The sequence below is a fragment of the Streptomyces sp. NBC_00887 genome, from assembly GCF_045207585.1.
In genome coordinates, this window is the sequence record NZ_CP108788.1 from 7635691 (window position 1) to 7652607 (window position 16917).

Genomic DNA, 16917 nt, shown 5'->3' on the forward strand with positions numbered 1-16917 from the left:
GACGGTGCCGGCCACCGGGGTTCCGGTGGCGCGAGCCGGTCACGCTCACGGACGGGGCATTCCGGCTCTCCGCCCCTGAGGCGGATGACGGCTGCGGGTCAGCGCCGGATTCGCACCGGCTTCCCCCCGTACGGGCATGATGACGACCCGCTCACTCTACCGGGGCGCTTCGGAGCCTCTGAGTGCGGACGGCTCCGCCCGCGGCGGACCTGCCGCAGGACGCCGGAGGAAAGGCCTTCCCAGCAGGTCAGAGCGCATGCGAAACTCCCGGCGGGGATCGCACGGGCACCCGCCCGTGGGGAGGAACGACCGGGGCGGGAAGCACCTGTGCGTACGAGAAGAACGGTGGCCGTGACGGCCGCGGTGAGCGCGTTCATGACCATGGCCGCAGGCTGCGGTCTCGTCGGCGGGAGCGAGGGTGCGCCGAAGGCGTCACCCTCGCCCACCGCACCGTTCACCAAGCAGACGGTGGGCGACGAGATAGCGGCCCTCGCCGACGCGGCGGGGCTCCCGCCCGGCGACACCTCCACGGCCGGCATGCCCGAGGGGGCCTGGCAGGACTGCGTGGCGCCCTGGACGGGGGACGCGCCCGCGGCGGACGCGGCCCGCGCCTTCGAGGCCACGGTCAAGGCGTTGCGCGGCCAGGACTGGGAGATCGTCTCCAGCCACGAGGAGCAGGACGTCACCTTCCGCACCCTCGCCAAGCGGGGGTGGAAGGTGTTCGCCCGGCACTACGCGATGGAGGGCTTCGGCACGGAGCAGATCGTGTCGCTCACAGCCGTCGAGGACGGCTGCGAGCTGCCCGAAGCGATCCGCGGCGACTACGAGGACCCGGCCTGACAACCGGAGTCCGCGATCACGAAGTGGCCGGCCGGTGACTCCCTGAGCGTGTGGGTGACGAACACGTTGTACAGCCCCATGTTCTGCGCGGAGCCGTTCGCGTACACGTAACCGCCCGAGGTGTACGCCCGCCCCGCCGTCACATGCGCGTAGTTCGTCGCGGTGAAGCACCGTGCGGGGGCCGAGCCTCCCGAGGTGGTCGCGGTCACCGCGGACGTGACGGCTCCGGCGGTGCCCGACGAGTCGGCCGCCGCCACGGTGTAGCGGTAGGAGACCCCGGCGGACAGCCCGGTGTCGGTGAAGGACGCCGATGCGGGCGAGCCCACCGCGGCGCCGTCGCGGTACACCTTGTACGAGGCCGCTCCCGCGACCGCGTTCCACGACAGCGACGCGGTGCTGTCGGTGACCCCGGTGACCTTCAGCCCGGCGGGGGCGGGCAGCCCTTCCCCACCACCCGGAGTGCCCTGGTCCAGACCCCAGAACACACCCGTGTAGTACGTGGAGCAGATGGTGTTCAGGAAGTACGCGGCCGTCGACCCGCACTGATCGGCACCCGAGCCCGGGCTCACCGGCAGACCGTGCCCCATCCCGGACACGGAGAACATCTCCACGGCCGGGTGTCCGGAGGCGTCGTCGTAGGTGGTCCGCGTGGTGTTGCCGGGCAGGCTCCGGGTGCTGGACGGGGTCTGGCCGATGCCCCAGACGTCGGTCCACTGGTCCCGCAGCGCGGTGGCGTTGGCCGGGTAGACCGTGTAGTCAGAGGTGCCCTGCCAGATCGCGACCCGGGGCCACGGCCCGGTGTGGCCGGGGTAGGAGTTGCGGACCTTGTCGCCCCACTGGGCGGGCGTCAGCTTCTGCGGCCCGGTCTGGCAGCCGGACGCGGCGGCCTGGCTGGTGGCGCACTGCGCGGGCAGCCCGGAGGCCACGGACCCGCCCGCGAACACGTCCGGGTACGCGGCGAGCAGATCCGCCGTCATGCCGCCGCCCGCGGAGAGACCGGTGACGTACACCCGGCGGCCGTCGGAGCCGTACGTCCGCTTCGCGTACTCGACCATCTGCACGATGGACGCGGCCTCGCCCCGGCCCCGGGTGCTCTCCGCCTGGTCGAACCAGCCGAAGCAGGACAGCGGGTTGTTCGCCGACGTCGTCTGCGGGAAGACGACGTCGAAGCCCCAGGCGTCGGCGAACTTCGGCCAGCCCGAGTTGGTGTAGTACGCGTCGGCCGTCTGGGTGCAGCCGTGCAGGGCGACGACCAGCGGTGCTCCGGCCGCCAGGTTGTCCGGGGTGTACGCGAACATCTGCAGATTGCCGGGGTTCGTGCCGAAGCCGGTGACCTGCGTCAGACCGGCGGCGGCCGCGGCCGACGGGGCGGTCACGGCCGTACCGAGGGTCGCGGCGAGAAGACCGAGGACTGCGGTGGAGGCGACGCGGCGGAACAGGCGTCGGAGGATCGGTGGGCGCACGGTGGGGCCTCCCTGGTCGGACGTGCGGACTGCTGCCGGAACCTATGAGCCGGGCAGGGCGCCGCCCATGTGGCAGGGGGACACCCGCTGCACCGTGCTGTGTGCGGCACTCCTCTTGCGTCCGTCTCCCGGCCCCCCGCCGTCCGGCTCCCGGCCCCCCGCCGTCCGGCTCCCGGCCCCCCGCCGTCCGGCTCCCGGCCCCCCGCCGTCCGGCTCCCGGCCCCCCGCCGTCCGGCTCCCGGCCCCCCGCCGTCCGGCTCCCGCCCCGGATCGGCCCGCCCGCCGCTCCGCCCGCCGCTCCGCCCGCACCATGTACGCCGCCACCATGCCGTCGCCCGAGGGTGTGTGCACCGACCCCGTGTGATGCGGGCGGTGACGTCCTTACGGTGACGCTCATGCAGACTTCCCGGACCCCTGATCACGAACCCCCCACGCCCCCCGCAGACCGGTCCCTGGCCGGGCGCACCGCCCTGGTCACCGGTGCGGCGAGCGGCATCGGGCTGGCCTGCGCGCAGGCCCTCGCCGCCGCGGGCGCCCATGTGCACGTGGTGGACAAGGCCGCCGACGCCGTCAAGGAACTGGCCGACCGGATCGGCGGAACGGCCTGGGTGGCCGACCTCTCCGTGGCCGAGGCGGTGGACACACTGCCCGACGGCGCGGACATCGTGGTCAACAACGCGGGGCTGCAGCACGTGGCACCGGTGCACGACTTCCCGCCGGACCGCTTCACACTGATCCACCGGGTGATGGTGGAAGCACCGTTCCGCATCTTGCGCCGTACGCTCCCCGGCATGTACGAACGCGGCTGGGGGCGCGTCGTCAACATCTCGTCCGTACACGGGCTGCGCGCCAGCCCCTACAAATCGGCCTACGTCTCGGCCAAGCACGCACTGGAGGGACTCAGCAAGGTGGTCGCACTCGAAGCGGCGGAGCACGGGGTGACGAGCAACTGCGTCAGCCCCGGCTACGTCCGCACCCCCCTCGTCGAGAACCAGATCGCCGACCAGGCCCGCAGCCACGGCATCTCGGAACAGGACGTGGTGGGCCGGGTGATGCTGGAGCGCAGCGCCGTCAAGCGGCTGATCGAACCCGGTGACGTGGCCGGCGCCGTCCTGTGGCTGTGCGGTCCCGGCACGGGACACATCACCGGAACCTCCCTCGCGATGGACGGCGGCTGGACCGCCAACTGACCTCTCCCCCGCTCCCCGAAGAACGATGGCCGCCCATGTCTGAACCGTCCCCCTCCGCCGCCCCCCTCCTGGCGCGCCTCCTCGACCTGCTGGCCGACGACGCCCCCGCCGAGGAGCTCGGCGTCGTCACCTCGGAGGCCAGGGCCGCCGGGGTGCCCGCAGCCGAACTGGCCGAGGTGGAGCGGGCGGCCGCGACCGCCCTGCGGATCAGGGGAGTCCTGCGCCAGCACCGGCGCCGGGAACTCCAGCTCACCGCCCTCTTCGACACCGCGGGCGACCTGGCGGCCTCCCGGGACCTGGACGATGTGCTGAAGGCCATCGTGCGGCGGGCCAGGATGCTGCTGGGCACCGACACCGCCTACCTCACCCTCCCCGACGAGGAGGCGGGCGACACCTACATGCGGGTCACCGACGGATCGGTCTCCGTCCTCTTCCAGCGGCTGCGCCTCGAACTCGGAGAGGGCCTCGGCGGACTCGTGGCGCAGACCGCGAGCCCGTACGCCACCCCCGACTACCGCACCGACGACCGCTTCCGCCACACCCGCAACATCAACGCCGGTGTGCTGGACGAGGGGCTCGTCGCGATCCTGGGAGTGCCCCTGCTGCTCGGCTCCAGCCGCGGCGGTACGGGAAAGGTCATCGGCGTCCTCTTCGCCGCCGACCGGGCCCCCCGCGTTTTCAGTCCCGAGGAGGTGGCCCTGCTGTGCTCGCTGGCCGCCCACGCCGCGATCGCGATCGACACGGCCCGGGCGCTGGACGACACCAGATCGGCCCTCGCCGAACTCGCCGGGGCGAACGCGGAACTCGCCGAGGCCAACGCCGCCGTACGGGCGCACTCGGCCGCGATGCAACGGGCCGAGGAGGCCCATGACCGGCTCACCGACCTGGTGCTGCGCGGGGGCGACGTCAAGGATGTCGCCGCGTCCGTGGCGGGGCTGCTGGACAGCGCCCTGACCATTCACGATCCGGGCGGGCGGCCGCTGGCCGCCGTATCGCCGGACGGCGGGGTGTTCGCCGTCGACAGCATGGACGCGGGCTGGCTCGCCGGGACCGCCGAGGAGTCCCGGAACGGGGCGCGCGCGGTGCACCGCGACGGCCGGTGGATCTGCGCCGTGCTCGCCGGGCAGGAGCTCCTGGCCAGCCTGGTGCTGCACCGGCCGGACCACCTCGACGACTCCGACCGGCGGCTCTTCGAACGCGCCGCTGTCGTCACCGGTCTGCTCCTGCTGCTGCGCCGCACGGTCGCCGAGACCGAGAACCGCATACGGGGCGAGCTGATCAGTGATCTGCTCAGCGACCCGGAGCGCGACCCGGCGGGACTCGCCGAGCGGGGCAGACGGCTCGGTATCGATCTGGACCGGCCGCATCTGCTGCTGGTGGCGGAGGCGGCGGCCCGGGAGAAGCTCGGCGGCGCGGCGATGCGGTACCTGTTCGGTGGCGACATCCACGGAGTGAGCGCCGAACACGCGGGCACCGTGGTGCTGCTGATCGACTGCGGCGGCCGGACACCGGTGTCCGCCGCGGCCGCCGGCGAGGCCGCGCGGGCGGCGGCCACGCAGCTCGGGCACCTGGTCCAGGCACCCGTCACCGTCGCGGGCACGGGCCCTGCCCGCGGCCCGCGCGAACTGGCCGCCGCCCACGCGGAGGCCGCGCGCTGTCTGCGGGCGATGCGGGTGCTGGGACGTACGGGCGAGGGCGCCTGTGTCGACGAACTCGGCTTCCTCGGTGTGGTGCTGGGCAACGCGAAGGACGTGGACGGCTTCGTCACGGCGGTGCTGGGCCCGCTGCTGCGGTACGACGAGCGGCGCGGCACGCACCTGGTCCGGACGCTGCGGGCGTACTTCGCGGCCGGGGGCAGCCTGATCCGGGCCAAGGACGAGCTGCACGTCCATGTGAACACGGTGGTGCAGCGGCTGGACCGCATCCAGGTGTTGCTGGGCCGCGACTGGAACGAGCCGGACCGGGCGCTGGAGCTTCAGCTGGCACTGCGGCTCCATCTGCTGTCGGGCGGCCTGGACGAGTGATCCGGGCCGCCCGGGGTGCGGGACCCGCTCTCAACGGCCGGACGTTTCCTGTCCGTCCGGTCCGGACGCCGCCAGCAGACTCTCGGCGATCCGGGTGGCCCCCGGCTCGCCCGTGAGCACCGTGTAGTGGTTGACGCCGTCGATCCGTACCGCCCGGACCCCCGTGCCGGAGAGTCCCGCCGCTGCGAGTCGCGTCGCGTCGTACAGGCCCTGCTCCTCGTTCATCAGGCCGCGCTCCGCCCACAACAGCGTGGCGGGCTCCTGGAGTTCGTGTACCGCCGACAGCACCTCGTCCTCGAAGAGGCCCATGCCGTCCGTGCGGACCGCCTCCAGCAGGCAGCCGGAGCGCAGCGCGGGCTCCTCGCCCGTCAGGTCCCGCTGGATGTACGCGTCCACCTCGGGCGACCAGGCGTCTCCCCGGAACGCCGGGTGGGCCTGCCAGAAGGCCCGGTACGCGGCGCGGTCGGTGAACGTCATCGACAGACGGTCCATGGCCGGGCCGATCACGGCCGTCAGCAGCTCGTCCGCGGACAGGTGCGTGGGGGCGGGGAAGCCGAATCCGCCGTCCACGAGCACCAGCGGACCGAAGCGGCCCGGGTGCCGTACGGCGGCCAGCGCCGCCACGAACGCGCCCATCGAGTGGCCGGCCAGCACCACCCGGCCCGGGCCGAGAGTCCCGGCCAGCGCGGCGGCGTCGTCCGCGTGCGCGGCGATGCCGTACGGGCCGGGCAGCTCGGCACTCGCGCCGCGGCCGCGCAGATCGGGGGCGACCAGGGTGGCGCGGCCCGCGAGCACCCCCGCCACGGCGCCCCAGGAGAGCGCGTTGGCGGTGATGCCGTGCAGGGCCACGACCACCGGCGCGCCGGGGTCCCGGGCGGGCCAGCGCAGCGCCGCCAGTTCGCCGCCGGTCACGGGGACACGAATCTCCTCGTACGGTGTCACGGGTTCTCCCTACGGGGTCGGCGCAGACGGGACGGCAGGCGGGCCAGGCCGCCGGGCAGCAGGTGTACCACGGCCACGAACAGCACCCCGAGAAGGAACAGCGGCTGGGAGAGCGGCACCCGCAGCACGGCGGGCAGGTCGGCGACCGCTCCCGATCCGGCGAGGTCGCCGAGCCGGTGGTCCGCCCAGGTGTAGAGGATGCCGCCGACCATCGGCCCCCAGCGGGTGCCGGATCCGCCCAGGACCACCATCACCAGCAGCGAGAGCGTGAAGTCGGAGGTGGTCGTCTGCGGGGTGGAGCCGCCGGTGAGCAGGAGGTGGACGAGGCCGCCGACCGCCGCCAGCGCCCCCGCCAGCACGAAGGCCGTCAGCTTGAATCCGTACGGCTTCAGGCCCAGGACCTCCACCCGGCGTTCGTTCTCCTTGACGCCCTCCCAGACCCGGCCGGTGGGGGAGCGGACCGCCCAGTGGACGACGCCGAGGGTGAGGACGAGGTAGGCGAGCGCGATCCAGTAGAGGTTCGCGGTGTTGTCGATGCCGACCAGCGAGGACGGCAGCAGCTCCGCCGGTGCCGCCCGGCCCTCCTCGCCGCCGGTGAAGCCACCGGGGTTCCGGGAGACCAGGATCGAGCCGGCCTGGGCGAAGGCGAGCGTCACCATCGAGAAGCCGATGCCCGTGACCCGCAGGCTCACCGACCCCAGCACCAGGGCGAGCGCGATGCCGAAGCACAGCCCCAGCACGGCGGCGACGGCGAACGGCAGGCCCGCCTCCAGAAGGAACATGTTGGTGGCGTAGCTGCCCGCTGCGAAGTACAGGGCGTGCCCGAAGGAGAGCAGACCCGTACGGCCGAGCAGCAGGTCGTAACCCGTGGCCAGTGCCCCGAACAGGAGGCAGGTGGCGAGAAGTTGGAGGCTTCCCGGGCTGCCGACCGGCCCGTCCAGCAGGCCCGGGAGGGGAAGCGCGCTGAACGGCGCGACGATCAGGAGCACCAGCACGGCGGCGGGCCACCGGCGCAGCAGCCGGGTGGCCCTCCCGGATGCCGGGGGCGCGGTGGGCGCCGGTCCGCCGTCCGTACGGTCGGGTGTCTGGGTGGCGGTACTCACGCGAGCCTCCCGGTCAGTCCGCGCGGCCGGACGAGCAGCAGCGCGGCGAGCAGGACGACGACGGCCAGGTCGCCGAGGCCCGCTGCGGTGTAGTAGTTGGCGAACTGCTGGACCAGGCCGATGACCACGGCTGCCACTGCGGCACCGGTCACCGACCCCATGCCTCCGGTGACCACCACGACGAACGCGAAGATCAGCAGCGAGGTGCCCTGACGGGGGTCGACCGAGCCGAAGTACAGCCCACCGAGCGCCCCGCCGAGCGCGGCGGCGCAGCCGCCGATCGCGAAGACGAGCGTGAACGCCCTGCGGACGTCGATGCCGAGGGCGGTCACCATCGCCCGGTCCTCCACCCCGGCCCGTACGACCAGACCGTGCCGGGTCCGGCCGAGGAAGAGGCGCAGCGCCACCAGGACGAGCACCGCCGCCGCGATGAGGACGAGCCGGTTGACCGGGACCTCGGCGCCCATCAGCCCGAAGGTGCCGGACAGTGCCTGCGGTGCGGGGAAGGTCCGGGCGTCCGAGCCCCAGATGCCCGACAGGAGGGCGGGGACGGCGAGTCCCACGCCGACCGTGGCGAGCACCTGCTCGCGCGGCCGGGTGTAGAGGGGCCGTACGACGGCCAGTTCGAGCAGTACGGCCGCGAGGGTGCCCACCGCCGTACCGAACAGCACGGCGAGGACGAAGCCCCAGCCGCCGGCGTCCGCGCCGGGCAGATTACCGGAGGCCGCCCACCAGGTGCCGTAGGCGCCGAGGGAAAGGAGCGCGCCGTGGGCGAAGTTGAGCACGTCCATCAAGCCGAAGATCAGCGAGAGCCCGGACGCGATGAGGAAGTAGAGCGCACCCAGACCGAGCCCGGTCATGGTGAGCAGCACGATGGTGGACATCAGGAATCCGCCTCCGCGGGGTGGGTGGTGAGCGGGCCCGACCCGACGCCGAGCAGCCGGCGGGTCGCCTCCGCGTCGCCGAGCAGACCGTCCGCCGTGCCCCGGTGGGCCGTCCGGCCGTCGGCGAGCACCACGCAGTGCTCGGCGAGGCGCCGTACGACGGCGAGGTTCTGCTCCACGAGCAGGACGGGCACGGCCTCCGCCGCCCGTTCCAGCACCCCGGCCACCTCGGTGACCACCTTCGGCGCCAGGCCCTTGGTGGGCTCGTCGGCGATGATCAGCCGGTTGCCGTTGAGCAGGGTGCGGCCGATGGCAACCATCTGCTGCTGGCCGCCGGACAGTGTCCCGGCCAACTGCCTTTCGCGGAGCTTCAGTTCCGGGAAGAGTTCATGCACCAGGGGATAGGCGGGCTCGCCCGCGCCGCGGCGCTCGGCAAGCCGCAGGTTCTCCGCCACGCTCAGCCCGGCGAAGATCCCGCGGTCCTCGGGGGCGTATCCGATGCCCCGCCGGACCAGGGTGTGGGTGGGCATCGCGACGGTCTCCTCGCCGTCGAGCCGCACGCTCCCGGCGCGCGGGACGAGACCGAGGATGCCGCGCACGGTCGTGGTCTTCCCCGCACCGTTGCGGCCGAGCAGCGCGGTCACCCCGTGGCGTGCCACGTCCAGGTCCACGCCGTGCAGGATGTGCCGGCCGCCGATGAGGACCCGCAGGTCCCGCACGGCGAGCAGCACCTTCGGGTCGGACGTCACAGCCCCTCCCCGAGATAGGCCTGCTGGACGACCGGGTCGGCGGTCACGGCCTGAGGGGTGTCCAGCGCCAGCAGCCGGCCGTGGTGCATCACGGCGAGCCGGTCGGCGAGACCCAGCAGGACGTCCATGTGGTGCTCGACCATGAGGACGGTGCGGCCCTCGTCCCGGTGCAGTGTGCGGATCAGTTCGGTGAGCGCGGGGACCTCCTCCGCGCTCACCCCGGCCATCGGCTCGTCGAGCAGCATCAGCCGGGGCTCACCCACCAGCAGGACCGCCAGTTCCAGCTTGCGCTTCTCGCCGTGGGACAGCTCCGCGGCCGTCGCCCGGGCGCGGTGGCCGAGACCGGTGCGCTCCAGTACGCCGGTCACCTCGGCGGTGTAGGGGGAAGCGCGCCGCCACAGCCGGTACGAGCCGCCGTGGCGGGCCTGTGCGGCCAGCCTGATGTGCTCGGCCACCGTCATCTGCGGCCAGAGGCTGGAGGTCTGGAACGTCCGGCCGATCCCGCGCCGGGCGCGGGTGTGCACGGGCAGTCCCGTGATGTCCGCACCGTCCAGCGCGAGGGTGCCCCCGGTCGGCGGGTTCAGCCCGCTGATCAGGTTGAACAGGGAGGTCTTTCCCGCCCCGTTGGGGCCGATGAAGGCGAGGAACTCGCCTTCGCGGACGCTCAGCGTGATGTCCTGGAGGATGGTCGCCCCGCCGACGCTCCAGCCGAGACCGTCCAGTCGAAGTACGGGAGCACTCGTACGCGCTCCCCCGTCGTGCGCGGTGATGGCGCCGGGTGCCGTCACCGATCAGCCCGCCGAGGGCTTCGCGGGCGGTGCGACGGCGTCCTTGGGCTGCGTACTCAGCAGCTCGGGTTCGGCGGTGGCGCCCTTCCCGTTCAGCCTGGCCACGAACATCGGCTGAACCAGCGCGTGGTCCTCGGCGCGGATCTGCTCCTGGCCCTTCACACCGTCGAACGTCCAGCCCTCCAGGGCCTTCACCATGGCGGCGGTGTCGGTCGCGCTGCCCTCCTTGACGGCCTGCACGATCATCTGCGCCGCGGTGAAACCGTCCGGGGTGAACAGGTCGGGGGTGCCGCCCGCCTTCGTGACCCCGTCGAGCATGGCCTTCTCCACGGCGTTCCCGCCGCCCGCGCCGGGGAAGTAGTGCGCAAGGAAGGAGACCTTGGCCCCGGCGGCTCCGAAGACCGGGTACGAGGCCGTTCCCGCGAGTCCGGTGACGACCTTGCTCGCGGTCAGCACCCCCTGCTGGTCGAGGGCGGTCCACAGGGCCGGGGCGGTCGCTCCGGCCCAGGCGACGAAGACCAGATCGGGGCCGCCCGCCTTGACCTGCCGGGCGAACGGGGTCAGATCCGTGGCACTGGGCGGGGCCAGGACGGAGCCGACCTTCGCGCCCTTCGCGCCGAGCACCGCCTTGACCGCGGCGACATTGGCCTGGCCGAAGGTGGAGTCCTGAGCCAGGACGGTGACCTTCTTGCCCGCGGCGTCGCCGAGCATCGTGCCCGCGGTGAGGATGTCCTGGTAGGACTGCCGGCCCGAGCGGAAGGTGTACTCGTTGATCCCGGTCACGGCGTCCGTGGCGGCAGGGCCGTTCACGTACAGCACCTTGTTCTGGGCGGCCAGCGGGGCCATCTGGAGGGCGACGCCGGAGTCGGTGGTGCCGGCCAGGATCTTGTAGCCCTTGCCGATCAGGTTCTTCGCGGCCGAGACCGCCTTGCCGGGGTCGCCCGCGTCGTCCTGCTCGGTGACCTCGATGGTGTGACCGTCGACCTTGCCGGTGCCCCCGGTGGCGTGGTCGAGGCCCGCCATGAACCCGTCGCGGTACTGCTTCCCGTACGCGGCGAGCAGTCCGGTACGGGAGTAGACCAGGCCCACCTTGACGGCTTCGTCCTCGCCCCCGGCGGAGTCGCTGCCCGCCTGCCCCGCGGCGGTGCACCCCACCAGGAGCAGGCCGGCGACCGCCAGCGTGGCCGCGGTCAGGGTTCTGTGCTGGACGGTGCCTACGGCTCTGCGACGCATGGGGACCGGCTCCTCGGCATGGTTCGGGTGATGTCGGCCGAACCGTATGAACACCGTGGCGCCGTCGACATGGTGCAGGGCACCTCACCTGACGGGGGCACCGTGTGGGTGCCGTACATGGAACGCCGGGCCGTGCCGTTCAGCGCCCGGCGGTGCCGGGTTCCGCAGCCGGCGGGCCGACCAGCCGGCACACCGTCTCGATGTCCCCCCTCACCTGCGCGATCGAGGCCCGCCCCGACAGCCAGGTGATCAGCGCCGAGTGCCAGGTGTGCTCGATGACGCGGACCACGGCCAGCTGCTCCTGGGTGGGATTCTCCAGCCCCATCGCGTCCACGACGATCGCCGTCGTCAGACGTGTCACGGCATCCACCTCCGTGCTCGCACTGCGGTCGGCGAAGGTCAGCGCCCGCACCATCGCATCCGCCAGGTTCGGTTCTCGCTGGAGCGCCCGGAAGGCCCGCATCAGGGTCTCGGCGACCCGCTCGGCGGCGTCGTCCCCGGCGGGCGGCCGCTTACGGAGCGTGAGGTGGAGATGCTGGAGCCGGTCCTGCATGACGGCGACCAGCAGATGGATCTTGGAGGGGAAGTAGCGGTAGAGCGTTCCCAGGGCGACCCCGGCGGCCTCCGCCACCTCGCGCATCTGCACGGCCTCGAAACCGCCCCGGCCGGCGAGCTGGGCGCCCGCCTGCAGAATGCGGCGGCGGCGTGCCTCCTGGCGTTCCGTCAGGGGAGGCGCTGCCGGTCCGGGTTCCGCTGTCATCTGTCCCCATCCAAGGCTTCCGTCCGCACCGGAGGGCGGCACGCTGGTTCGCACCGCCGGTCCGGGCCGTGGACCGGCGCCGCTGTCAACGCCGCTGACCTGCGAAGCCGGTCGGTCCGCGGAGAAGGGAACCGGTTCCCTGTCCGGCGGGCACCGGCATCCGGGGGCGCACAGCGTGCCAGGCGCCCGCCGTGGCGCGAATCACCTGATCCGGCCGTCACGCCGACGCTACCTGCCGGTAGATTCGGTGCTTGTTGAACGAACGAGTCTGAAACTTGTTCTAGATTAACGCGACCGGTTACGCTCCGGCGAAAACGCAGTGAGAAGGGGGCCGAGTGTGACCGCTGAGGCCATAGAGTCAGGCCCCTTCGCGGGCAGCGGCGCGTCGGACACCGACAGTGACCGTCCGTTGCGCATCGCCCTCCTGACCTACAAGGGCAACCCCTTCTGCGGCGGCCAGGGCGTGTACGTGCGCCACCTCGGCCGCGAACTGGCCCGGCTCGGCCACAGCGTCGAAGTGATCGGCGCCCAGCCCTACCCCGTGCTCGACGAAGGCGTTCCGCTCACCGAGCTGCCCAGCCTCGACCTGTACCGGCAGCCCGACCCGTTCCGCACCCCGGGACGAGGCGAGTACCGCGACTGGGTCGACCTCGCCGAGGTCGCCACCATGTGGACCGGCGGCTTCCCCGAACCTCTCACCTTCAGCCTGCGCGCCCGACGCCATCTCCTGGCCCGGCGCGGCGACTTCGACGTCGTGCACGACAACCAGACGCTCGGCTACGGCCTGCTCGGCGACCTCGGCGCCCCCCTCGTCACGACGATCCACCACCCCATCACCGTCGACCGTCAACTCGACCTGGACGCTGCGGAATCCGGCCTCCGCCGGCTCTCCGTACGCCGCTGGTACGCCTTCACGCGTATGCAGAAGCGCGTCGCCCGCCGGCTGCCGTCCGTCCTCACCGTCTCCGGCTCCTCCCAGCAGGAGATCGTCGAGCACCTCGGGGTACGCCCGGACCGCGTCCGGGTCGTGCACATCGGTGCCGACACCGACCTGTGGTCGCCCGACCCCTCGGTCGCCGAGGTGCCCGGCCGGATCGTCACCACCTCCAGCGCCGACGTCCCGCTCAAGGGCCTCGTCCATCTCGTCGAGGCGCTCGCCAAGCTCCGTACCGAGAACCCGCACGCGCATCTCGTGGTCGTGGGGAAGCGGGCCGAGGACGGACCGGTCGCCCAGGCCATCGAGCGCTACGGACTCCAGGACGCCGTCGAGTTCGTCAAGGGCATCAGCGACGCCGAACTGGTCGGCCTCGTCCGCAGCGCCCAGATCTCCTGCGTCCCGTCGCTGTACGAGGGCTTCTCCCTCCCCGCCGCCGAGGCCATGGCCACCGGCACCCCGCTCGTCGCCACGACCGGCGGCGCCATCCCCGAGGTCGCGGGCCCCGACGGGGAGACCTGCCTCGCCGTGCCTCCCGGCGACGCGGGGGCCCTGGCCGCCGCACTCGGCCGGCTGCTCGGCGACCCGGAGCTGCGCGCCCGCCTGGGCACGGCAGGCCGTGCACGGGTGCTCGCCAACTTCACCTGGGCCAGGGCGGCCCTCGGCACCGCCGAGCTGTACCGTCAGGCGATCGCCGCCAGGGGAGCCCGCAGGTGACCTCCCCCGTGGCCCCCGGACCCCGTACCTCCGACCTCGAAGGCAGGCCCCCGTGCTGACCGTCGACTTCACCCGCTTCCCGCTCGCCGCAGGCGACCGGGTGCTCGATCTGGGCTGCGGCGCCGGCCGTCACGCCTTCGAGTGCTACCGGCGCGGCGCCCAGGTGGTGGCACTCGACCAGAACGGCGAGGAGATCCGCGAGGTCGCGAAGTGGTTCGCCGCGATGAAGGAGGCCGGGGAGGCCCCCGAGGGCGCCACGGCCACCGCCATGGAGGGCGACGCGCTCAACCTGCCGTTCCCCGACGACTCCTTCGACGTCGTGATCATCTCCGAGGTGATGGAGCACATCCCCGACGACAAGGGTGTGCTCGCCGAGATGGTCCGCGTGCTGAAGCCCGGCGGCCGGATCGCGATCACCGTGCCCCGCTACGGCCCCGAGAAGATCTGCTGGACGCTCTCCAACGCGTACCACGAGGTCGAGGGCGGGCACATCCGGATCTACAAGGCCGACGAACTGCTCGGCAGGATCCGCGAGGCCGGGCTCAAGCCCTACGGCACCCACCACGCGCACGCGCTGCACAGCCCCTACTGGTGGCTCAAGTGCGCCTTCGGCGTCGACAACGACAAGGCGCTGCCGGTGCGGGCCTACCACAAGCTGCTGGTCTGGGACATCATGAAGAAGCCGATGGCCACCCGGGTCGCCGAGCACCTGCTCAACCCCGTAGTCGGCAAGAGTTTCGTGGCATACGCGACCAAGCCGCACCTCCCGAAGGCCGAGGCGTGAGCACACCCGAGCGGACCGAACACCTCGTCCTGCCCGGAGTCCTCACCGCCGAGCAGGCCGCCGAGTCCGTGGCCGCGCTGCGCGCCGTACAGCGCGAGGACGGGGCCCTGCCCTGGTTCCGCGGCCACCACCTCGACCCGTGGGACCACACCGAGGCCGCCATGGCCCTCGACGCGGCCGGTGAGCACGAGGCGGCGGCACGCGCCTACGCCTGGCTGGCCCGTCACCAGAACGAGGACGGTTCCTGGTACGCCGCCTACCACGACGGCGACCCCGAACAGCCCACCGACCTCGGCCGTGAGACCAACTTCTGCGCGTACGTGGCCGTCGGCGTCTGGCACCACTACCTCGCCACCGGTGACGACGCGTTCGCCGACCGGATGTGGCCGACGGTCTACGCCGCCATCGAGTTCGTGCTGCGACTGCAGCAGCCCGGCGGCCAGATCGGCTGGAAGCGCGAAGCCGACGGCACCCCCGTCACCGACGCGCTGCTGACCGGTTCCTCCTCCATCCACCAGGCGCTGCGCTGCGCCCTCGCCCTCGCCGAACAGCGCGAGGAGCCGCAGCCCGACTGGGAGCTGGCGGCCGGAGCGCTCGGCCACGCGATCCGCAGCCACCCCGAGCGTTTCCTGGACAAGGACCGCTACTCCATGGACTGGTACTACCCGGTCCTCGGCGGCGCGCTCACCGGGCCTGCCGCGACCAAGCGGATCCAGGAGGGCTGGGACCGCTTCGTCGTGCCCGGCCTCGGGGTGCGCTGTGTGCTGCCCAACCCCTGGGTGACGGGCGGCGAGAGCTGTGAACTGGCGCTGGCGCTCTGGGTGACCGGGGAGTCCGACCGGGCGCTGGAGATCCTGCAGTCCGTCCAGCACCTGCGCACCGAGGGCGGCATGTACTGGACGGGGTACGTCTTCGAGGGCGAGCGGGCCTTCTGGCCCGAGGAGCTCACCACCTGGACCGTGGGTTCACTGCTGCTGGCGGTGGCCGCGCTCGGTGGGGACGAGGCGACCACCGCGGTCTTCAGCGGCGAACGGCTGCCGACGGGACTGGAACCCGACTGCTGCGGCTAGGGTCTTCCGTTTCGGATCAGGCCGGCTAGAACCGGCGGACCCGGCCCGCCACGGCGTGCCCGATGAAGAGGTAGACGACTGCGGCCAGACCGTAGCCCGTGACGACCCGCGCCCACGCTTCGTCGAAGGTGAACAGGTCGTACGACCACCCGGCCAGCCAGCGGGCCGAGTCCTGGACGAACTCCACCAGGTCGTTGGCCCGGTTGGCGTCGAGCAGGTACATCAGGATCCACAGAATGATGATGAACGCCATGATGTCCGCGACGACGGCGATGAGTCGTGCGGCGGTACTGCTTCCTGTGCCTGTTCTGGGAGACATGCTCTACGGGTTGCCGCTTTACGGTGGGTGAAACCCGTACGGCGTGTGCCGAGTGGCGGGCCGCCTCCGCACGGGCGAGCCTGGCGGCGAGTGCCGAGCCGCGCCACTCACCGTGAGACGCCCGGTCAGGGAGGCCCGCCGTGCCCCGTTCCGTCCCGCTCCGCCGGCTGCTCGTGGCGTTGCTGCTGTCCTGCACCGTGCTCGTGGGCGGCACCGCATGCGGCGACGGCGACACCGGCACGAGCAGCAGCGCGACGGCGAGCGGCGACGCGACGGCGAGCCGCAGCACGACGGCGAGCCCCACGACCTCGGCCGAGGCCCAGAAGTACGCCAAGGCCCGGTTCGTGGCCAACGCGGGACTGGCGGCCGGAGCCGCGTACCAGTGGATCGTGAAGCCCTACCGCGCGGGCAGGTTCGAGAAGGGCGCCGAAGGGCGCACGCTCGCGGTGGTCAAGGCGAGCCTCGCGGGCGCGTTCGCGTACAACAGGCTCAAGGCGGCGGCGGACAACGCGAAGGGCGACCCGCTCCTGGCGAAGGCCGTGGCCCCGCTGACCGCGGGGATCGAATCGCTCAAGGGGATGGCCGCGAAGCTCGCCAGGGGCGAGGCGGGTGCCGGAGACGTCGGCGCGTTCGAGAGCGTCATCGACAGCATCAAGGACGCCGGACAGAGCGCCGGCGCCGCGGTGGAGGACAAGGTGCCGTCCGCCTCCCAACTGGTTGGATAAAAGCAGGTGAGAGCCTCTGGACGAGTGGCTGCACATCGTCGCCTTCTCCCAGGCGGAGGGCGACCCCGAGGTGGCCGAACTGTGCGGCGTGGGGCGCTCCTTGCACCTGCACGCCACAGACGTGCCGGGTGCCGAGTGGCTGATCGAGTGCGGCGAGAAGGACTTCACCTGGCGCCGGGCCCACGGGAAGGCGACGGTGGCCCTGTGCGGACCGCTGACCGAGCTGATGCCGGCGTTCACCCGGCGGCAGAAGCCGGACGAAGGTGGACTCGAAGTACTGGAGGACAGGGACCTGCTGGACTTCTGGCCGGACCGCTCGTCGTTCGGCTGAGCGGCCACCCTGATCCCCGTACGACAGCGGCCCCCGCCCGGAAGGGCGGGGGCCGCTGACC

Annotated in this window: 16 protein-coding genes, 1 pseudogene and 1 riboswitch; of the genes and pseudogenes, 8 read left to right on the plus strand and 9 right to left on the minus strand. The window is 72.6% G+C overall.

Annotated features, from left to right (window positions below; all coding sequences use genetic code 11):
• Positions 1–32 precede the first annotated feature (32 nt).
• Positions 33–166: riboswitch (cobalamin riboswitch) on the minus strand.
• Positions 167–327: 161 nt separating this feature from the next.
• Positions 328–840, plus strand: a complete 513-nt coding sequence (locus tag OG844_RS34825) for a hypothetical protein (RefSeq protein ID WP_406395766.1) — start codon at positions 328–330, stop codon at positions 838–840.
• Here OG844_RS34825 and OG844_RS34830 read toward each other — a convergent pair.
• Complete coding sequence (locus tag OG844_RS34830; protein WP_406395767.1) at positions 822–2303, minus strand: PHB depolymerase family esterase; 1482 nt, start codon at positions 2301–2303, stop codon at positions 822–824. The genes OG844_RS34825 and OG844_RS34830 overlap by 19 nt on opposite strands.
• Before the next feature lie 395 nt (positions 2304–2698).
• On the opposite strand from OG844_RS34830, the gene OG844_RS34835 reads away from it, so the two are divergent.
• On the plus strand, positions 2699–3493 hold the full coding sequence (locus OG844_RS34835; protein ID WP_406395769.1) for a 3-hydroxybutyrate dehydrogenase: 795 nt from the start codon (positions 2699–2701) through the stop codon (positions 3491–3493).
• 35 nt (positions 3494–3528) lie between these two features.
• Complete coding sequence (locus OG844_RS34840; protein ID WP_406395771.1) at positions 3529–5517, plus strand: helix-turn-helix domain-containing protein; 1989 nt, start codon at positions 3529–3531, stop codon at positions 5515–5517.
• Positions 5518–5547: 30 nt separating this feature from the next.
• On the opposite strand, the gene OG844_RS34845 is transcribed toward OG844_RS34840, so the two are convergent.
• From OG844_RS34845 to OG844_RS34875, 7 genes are all read right to left on the minus strand, one after another.
• Positions 5548–6459: an alpha/beta fold hydrolase gene (locus tag OG844_RS34845; RefSeq protein WP_406395772.1), complete on the minus strand. Its 912-nt coding sequence runs from the start codon at positions 6457–6459 to the stop codon at positions 5548–5550.
• Complete coding sequence (locus tag OG844_RS34850) at positions 6456–7562, minus strand: branched-chain amino acid ABC transporter permease (protein WP_406395773.1); 1107 nt, start codon at positions 7560–7562, stop codon at positions 6456–6458. Before OG844_RS34850 ends, OG844_RS34845 begins: the two co-directional genes overlap by 4 nt.
• On the minus strand, positions 7559–8446 hold the full coding sequence (locus OG844_RS34855) for a branched-chain amino acid ABC transporter permease (RefSeq protein ID WP_406395775.1): 888 nt from the start codon (positions 8444–8446) through the stop codon (positions 7559–7561). The genes OG844_RS34850 and OG844_RS34855 overlap by 4 nt, the downstream gene beginning before the upstream one ends.
• Positions 8446–9195 (minus strand): ABC transporter ATP-binding protein, encoded by a 750-nt coding sequence (locus OG844_RS34860; RefSeq protein WP_406395777.1) that lies wholly within the window; start codon positions 9193–9195, stop codon positions 8446–8448. The genes OG844_RS34855 and OG844_RS34860 overlap by 1 nt, the downstream gene beginning before the upstream one ends.
• Positions 9192–9983, minus strand: a complete 792-nt coding sequence (locus OG844_RS34865) for an ABC transporter ATP-binding protein (protein ID WP_406395779.1) — start codon at positions 9981–9983, stop codon at positions 9192–9194. Before OG844_RS34865 ends, OG844_RS34860 begins: the two co-directional genes overlap by 4 nt.
• A gap of 3 nt (positions 9984–9986) precedes the next feature.
• Complete coding sequence (locus tag OG844_RS34870) at positions 9987–11216, minus strand: substrate-binding domain-containing protein (protein WP_406395780.1); 1230 nt, start codon at positions 11214–11216, stop codon at positions 9987–9989.
• Between the two features lie 139 nt (positions 11217–11355).
• A complete protein-coding gene (locus OG844_RS34875) occupies positions 11356–11976 on the minus strand; it encodes a TetR family transcriptional regulator (protein ID WP_406395782.1) in 621 nt (206 codons plus the stop codon).
• A gap of 337 nt (positions 11977–12313) precedes the next feature.
• Here OG844_RS34875 and OG844_RS34880 point away from each other — a divergent pair, with 337 nt between their 5' ends.
• From OG844_RS34880 to OG844_RS34890, 3 genes are read left to right on the plus strand one after another with little or no spacing between them, the layout of a single operon-like run.
• Positions 12314–13627, plus strand: coding sequence for a glycosyltransferase family 4 protein (locus OG844_RS34880; protein WP_406395783.1), 1314 nt, complete (start codon positions 12314–12316; stop codon positions 13625–13627).
• 52 nt (positions 13628–13679) lie between these two features.
• Positions 13680–14411 (plus strand): class I SAM-dependent methyltransferase, encoded by a 732-nt coding sequence (locus OG844_RS34885; RefSeq protein ID WP_406395784.1) that lies wholly within the window; start codon positions 13680–13682, stop codon positions 14409–14411.
• The gene (locus OG844_RS34890) at positions 14408–15481 is read left to right on the plus strand and encodes a prenyltransferase (RefSeq protein WP_406395786.1); all 1074 of its coding nucleotides are present in this window, start codon (positions 14408–14410) and stop codon (positions 15479–15481) included. The genes OG844_RS34885 and OG844_RS34890 overlap by 4 nt, the downstream gene beginning before the upstream one ends.
• A 25-nt stretch (positions 15482–15506) precedes the next feature.
• Here the strand turns inward: OG844_RS34890 and OG844_RS34895 are convergent, their stop codons facing one another.
• Entirely contained in the window at positions 15507–15800 is a 294-nt protein-coding gene (locus OG844_RS34895) for a hypothetical protein (RefSeq protein WP_329211578.1), read from the minus strand.
• Positions 15801–15940: 140 nt separating this feature from the next.
• Between OG844_RS34895 and OG844_RS34900 the strand changes: the two genes are divergently transcribed.
• Entirely contained in the window at positions 15941–16525 is a 585-nt protein-coding gene (locus OG844_RS34900) for a hypothetical protein (RefSeq protein ID WP_406395788.1), read from the plus strand.
• A gap of 10 nt (positions 16526–16535) precedes the next feature.
• Positions 16536–16856, plus strand: a pseudogene (locus OG844_RS34905) (hypothetical protein); the annotation flags it as partial.
• Between the last annotated feature and the right edge of the window lie 61 nt (positions 16857–16917).

Coding starts and splice junctions, on each gene's coding strand:
- OG844_RS34835 (WP_406395769.1), top strand. CDS start 2,699: ATGCAGACTTCCCGGACCCCTGATCACGAACCCCCCACGCCCCCCGCA.
- OG844_RS34840 (WP_406395771.1), top strand. CDS start 3,529: ATGTCTGAACCGTCCCCCTCCGCCGCCCCCCTCCTGGCGCGCCTCCTC.
- OG844_RS34855 (WP_406395775.1), bottom strand. CDS start 8,446: ATGTCCACCATCGTGCTGCTCACCATGACCGGGCTCGGTCTGGGTGCG.
- OG844_RS34870 (WP_406395780.1), bottom strand. CDS start 11,216: ATGCGTCGCAGAGCCGTAGGCACCGTCCAGCACAGAACCCTGACCGCG.
- OG844_RS34875 (WP_406395782.1), bottom strand. CDS start 11,976: ATGACAGCGGAACCCGGACCGGCAGCGCCTCCCCTGACGGAACGCCAG.
- OG844_RS34895 (WP_329211578.1), bottom strand. CDS start 15,800: ATGTCTCCCAGAACAGGCACAGGAAGCAGTACCGCCGCACGACTCATC.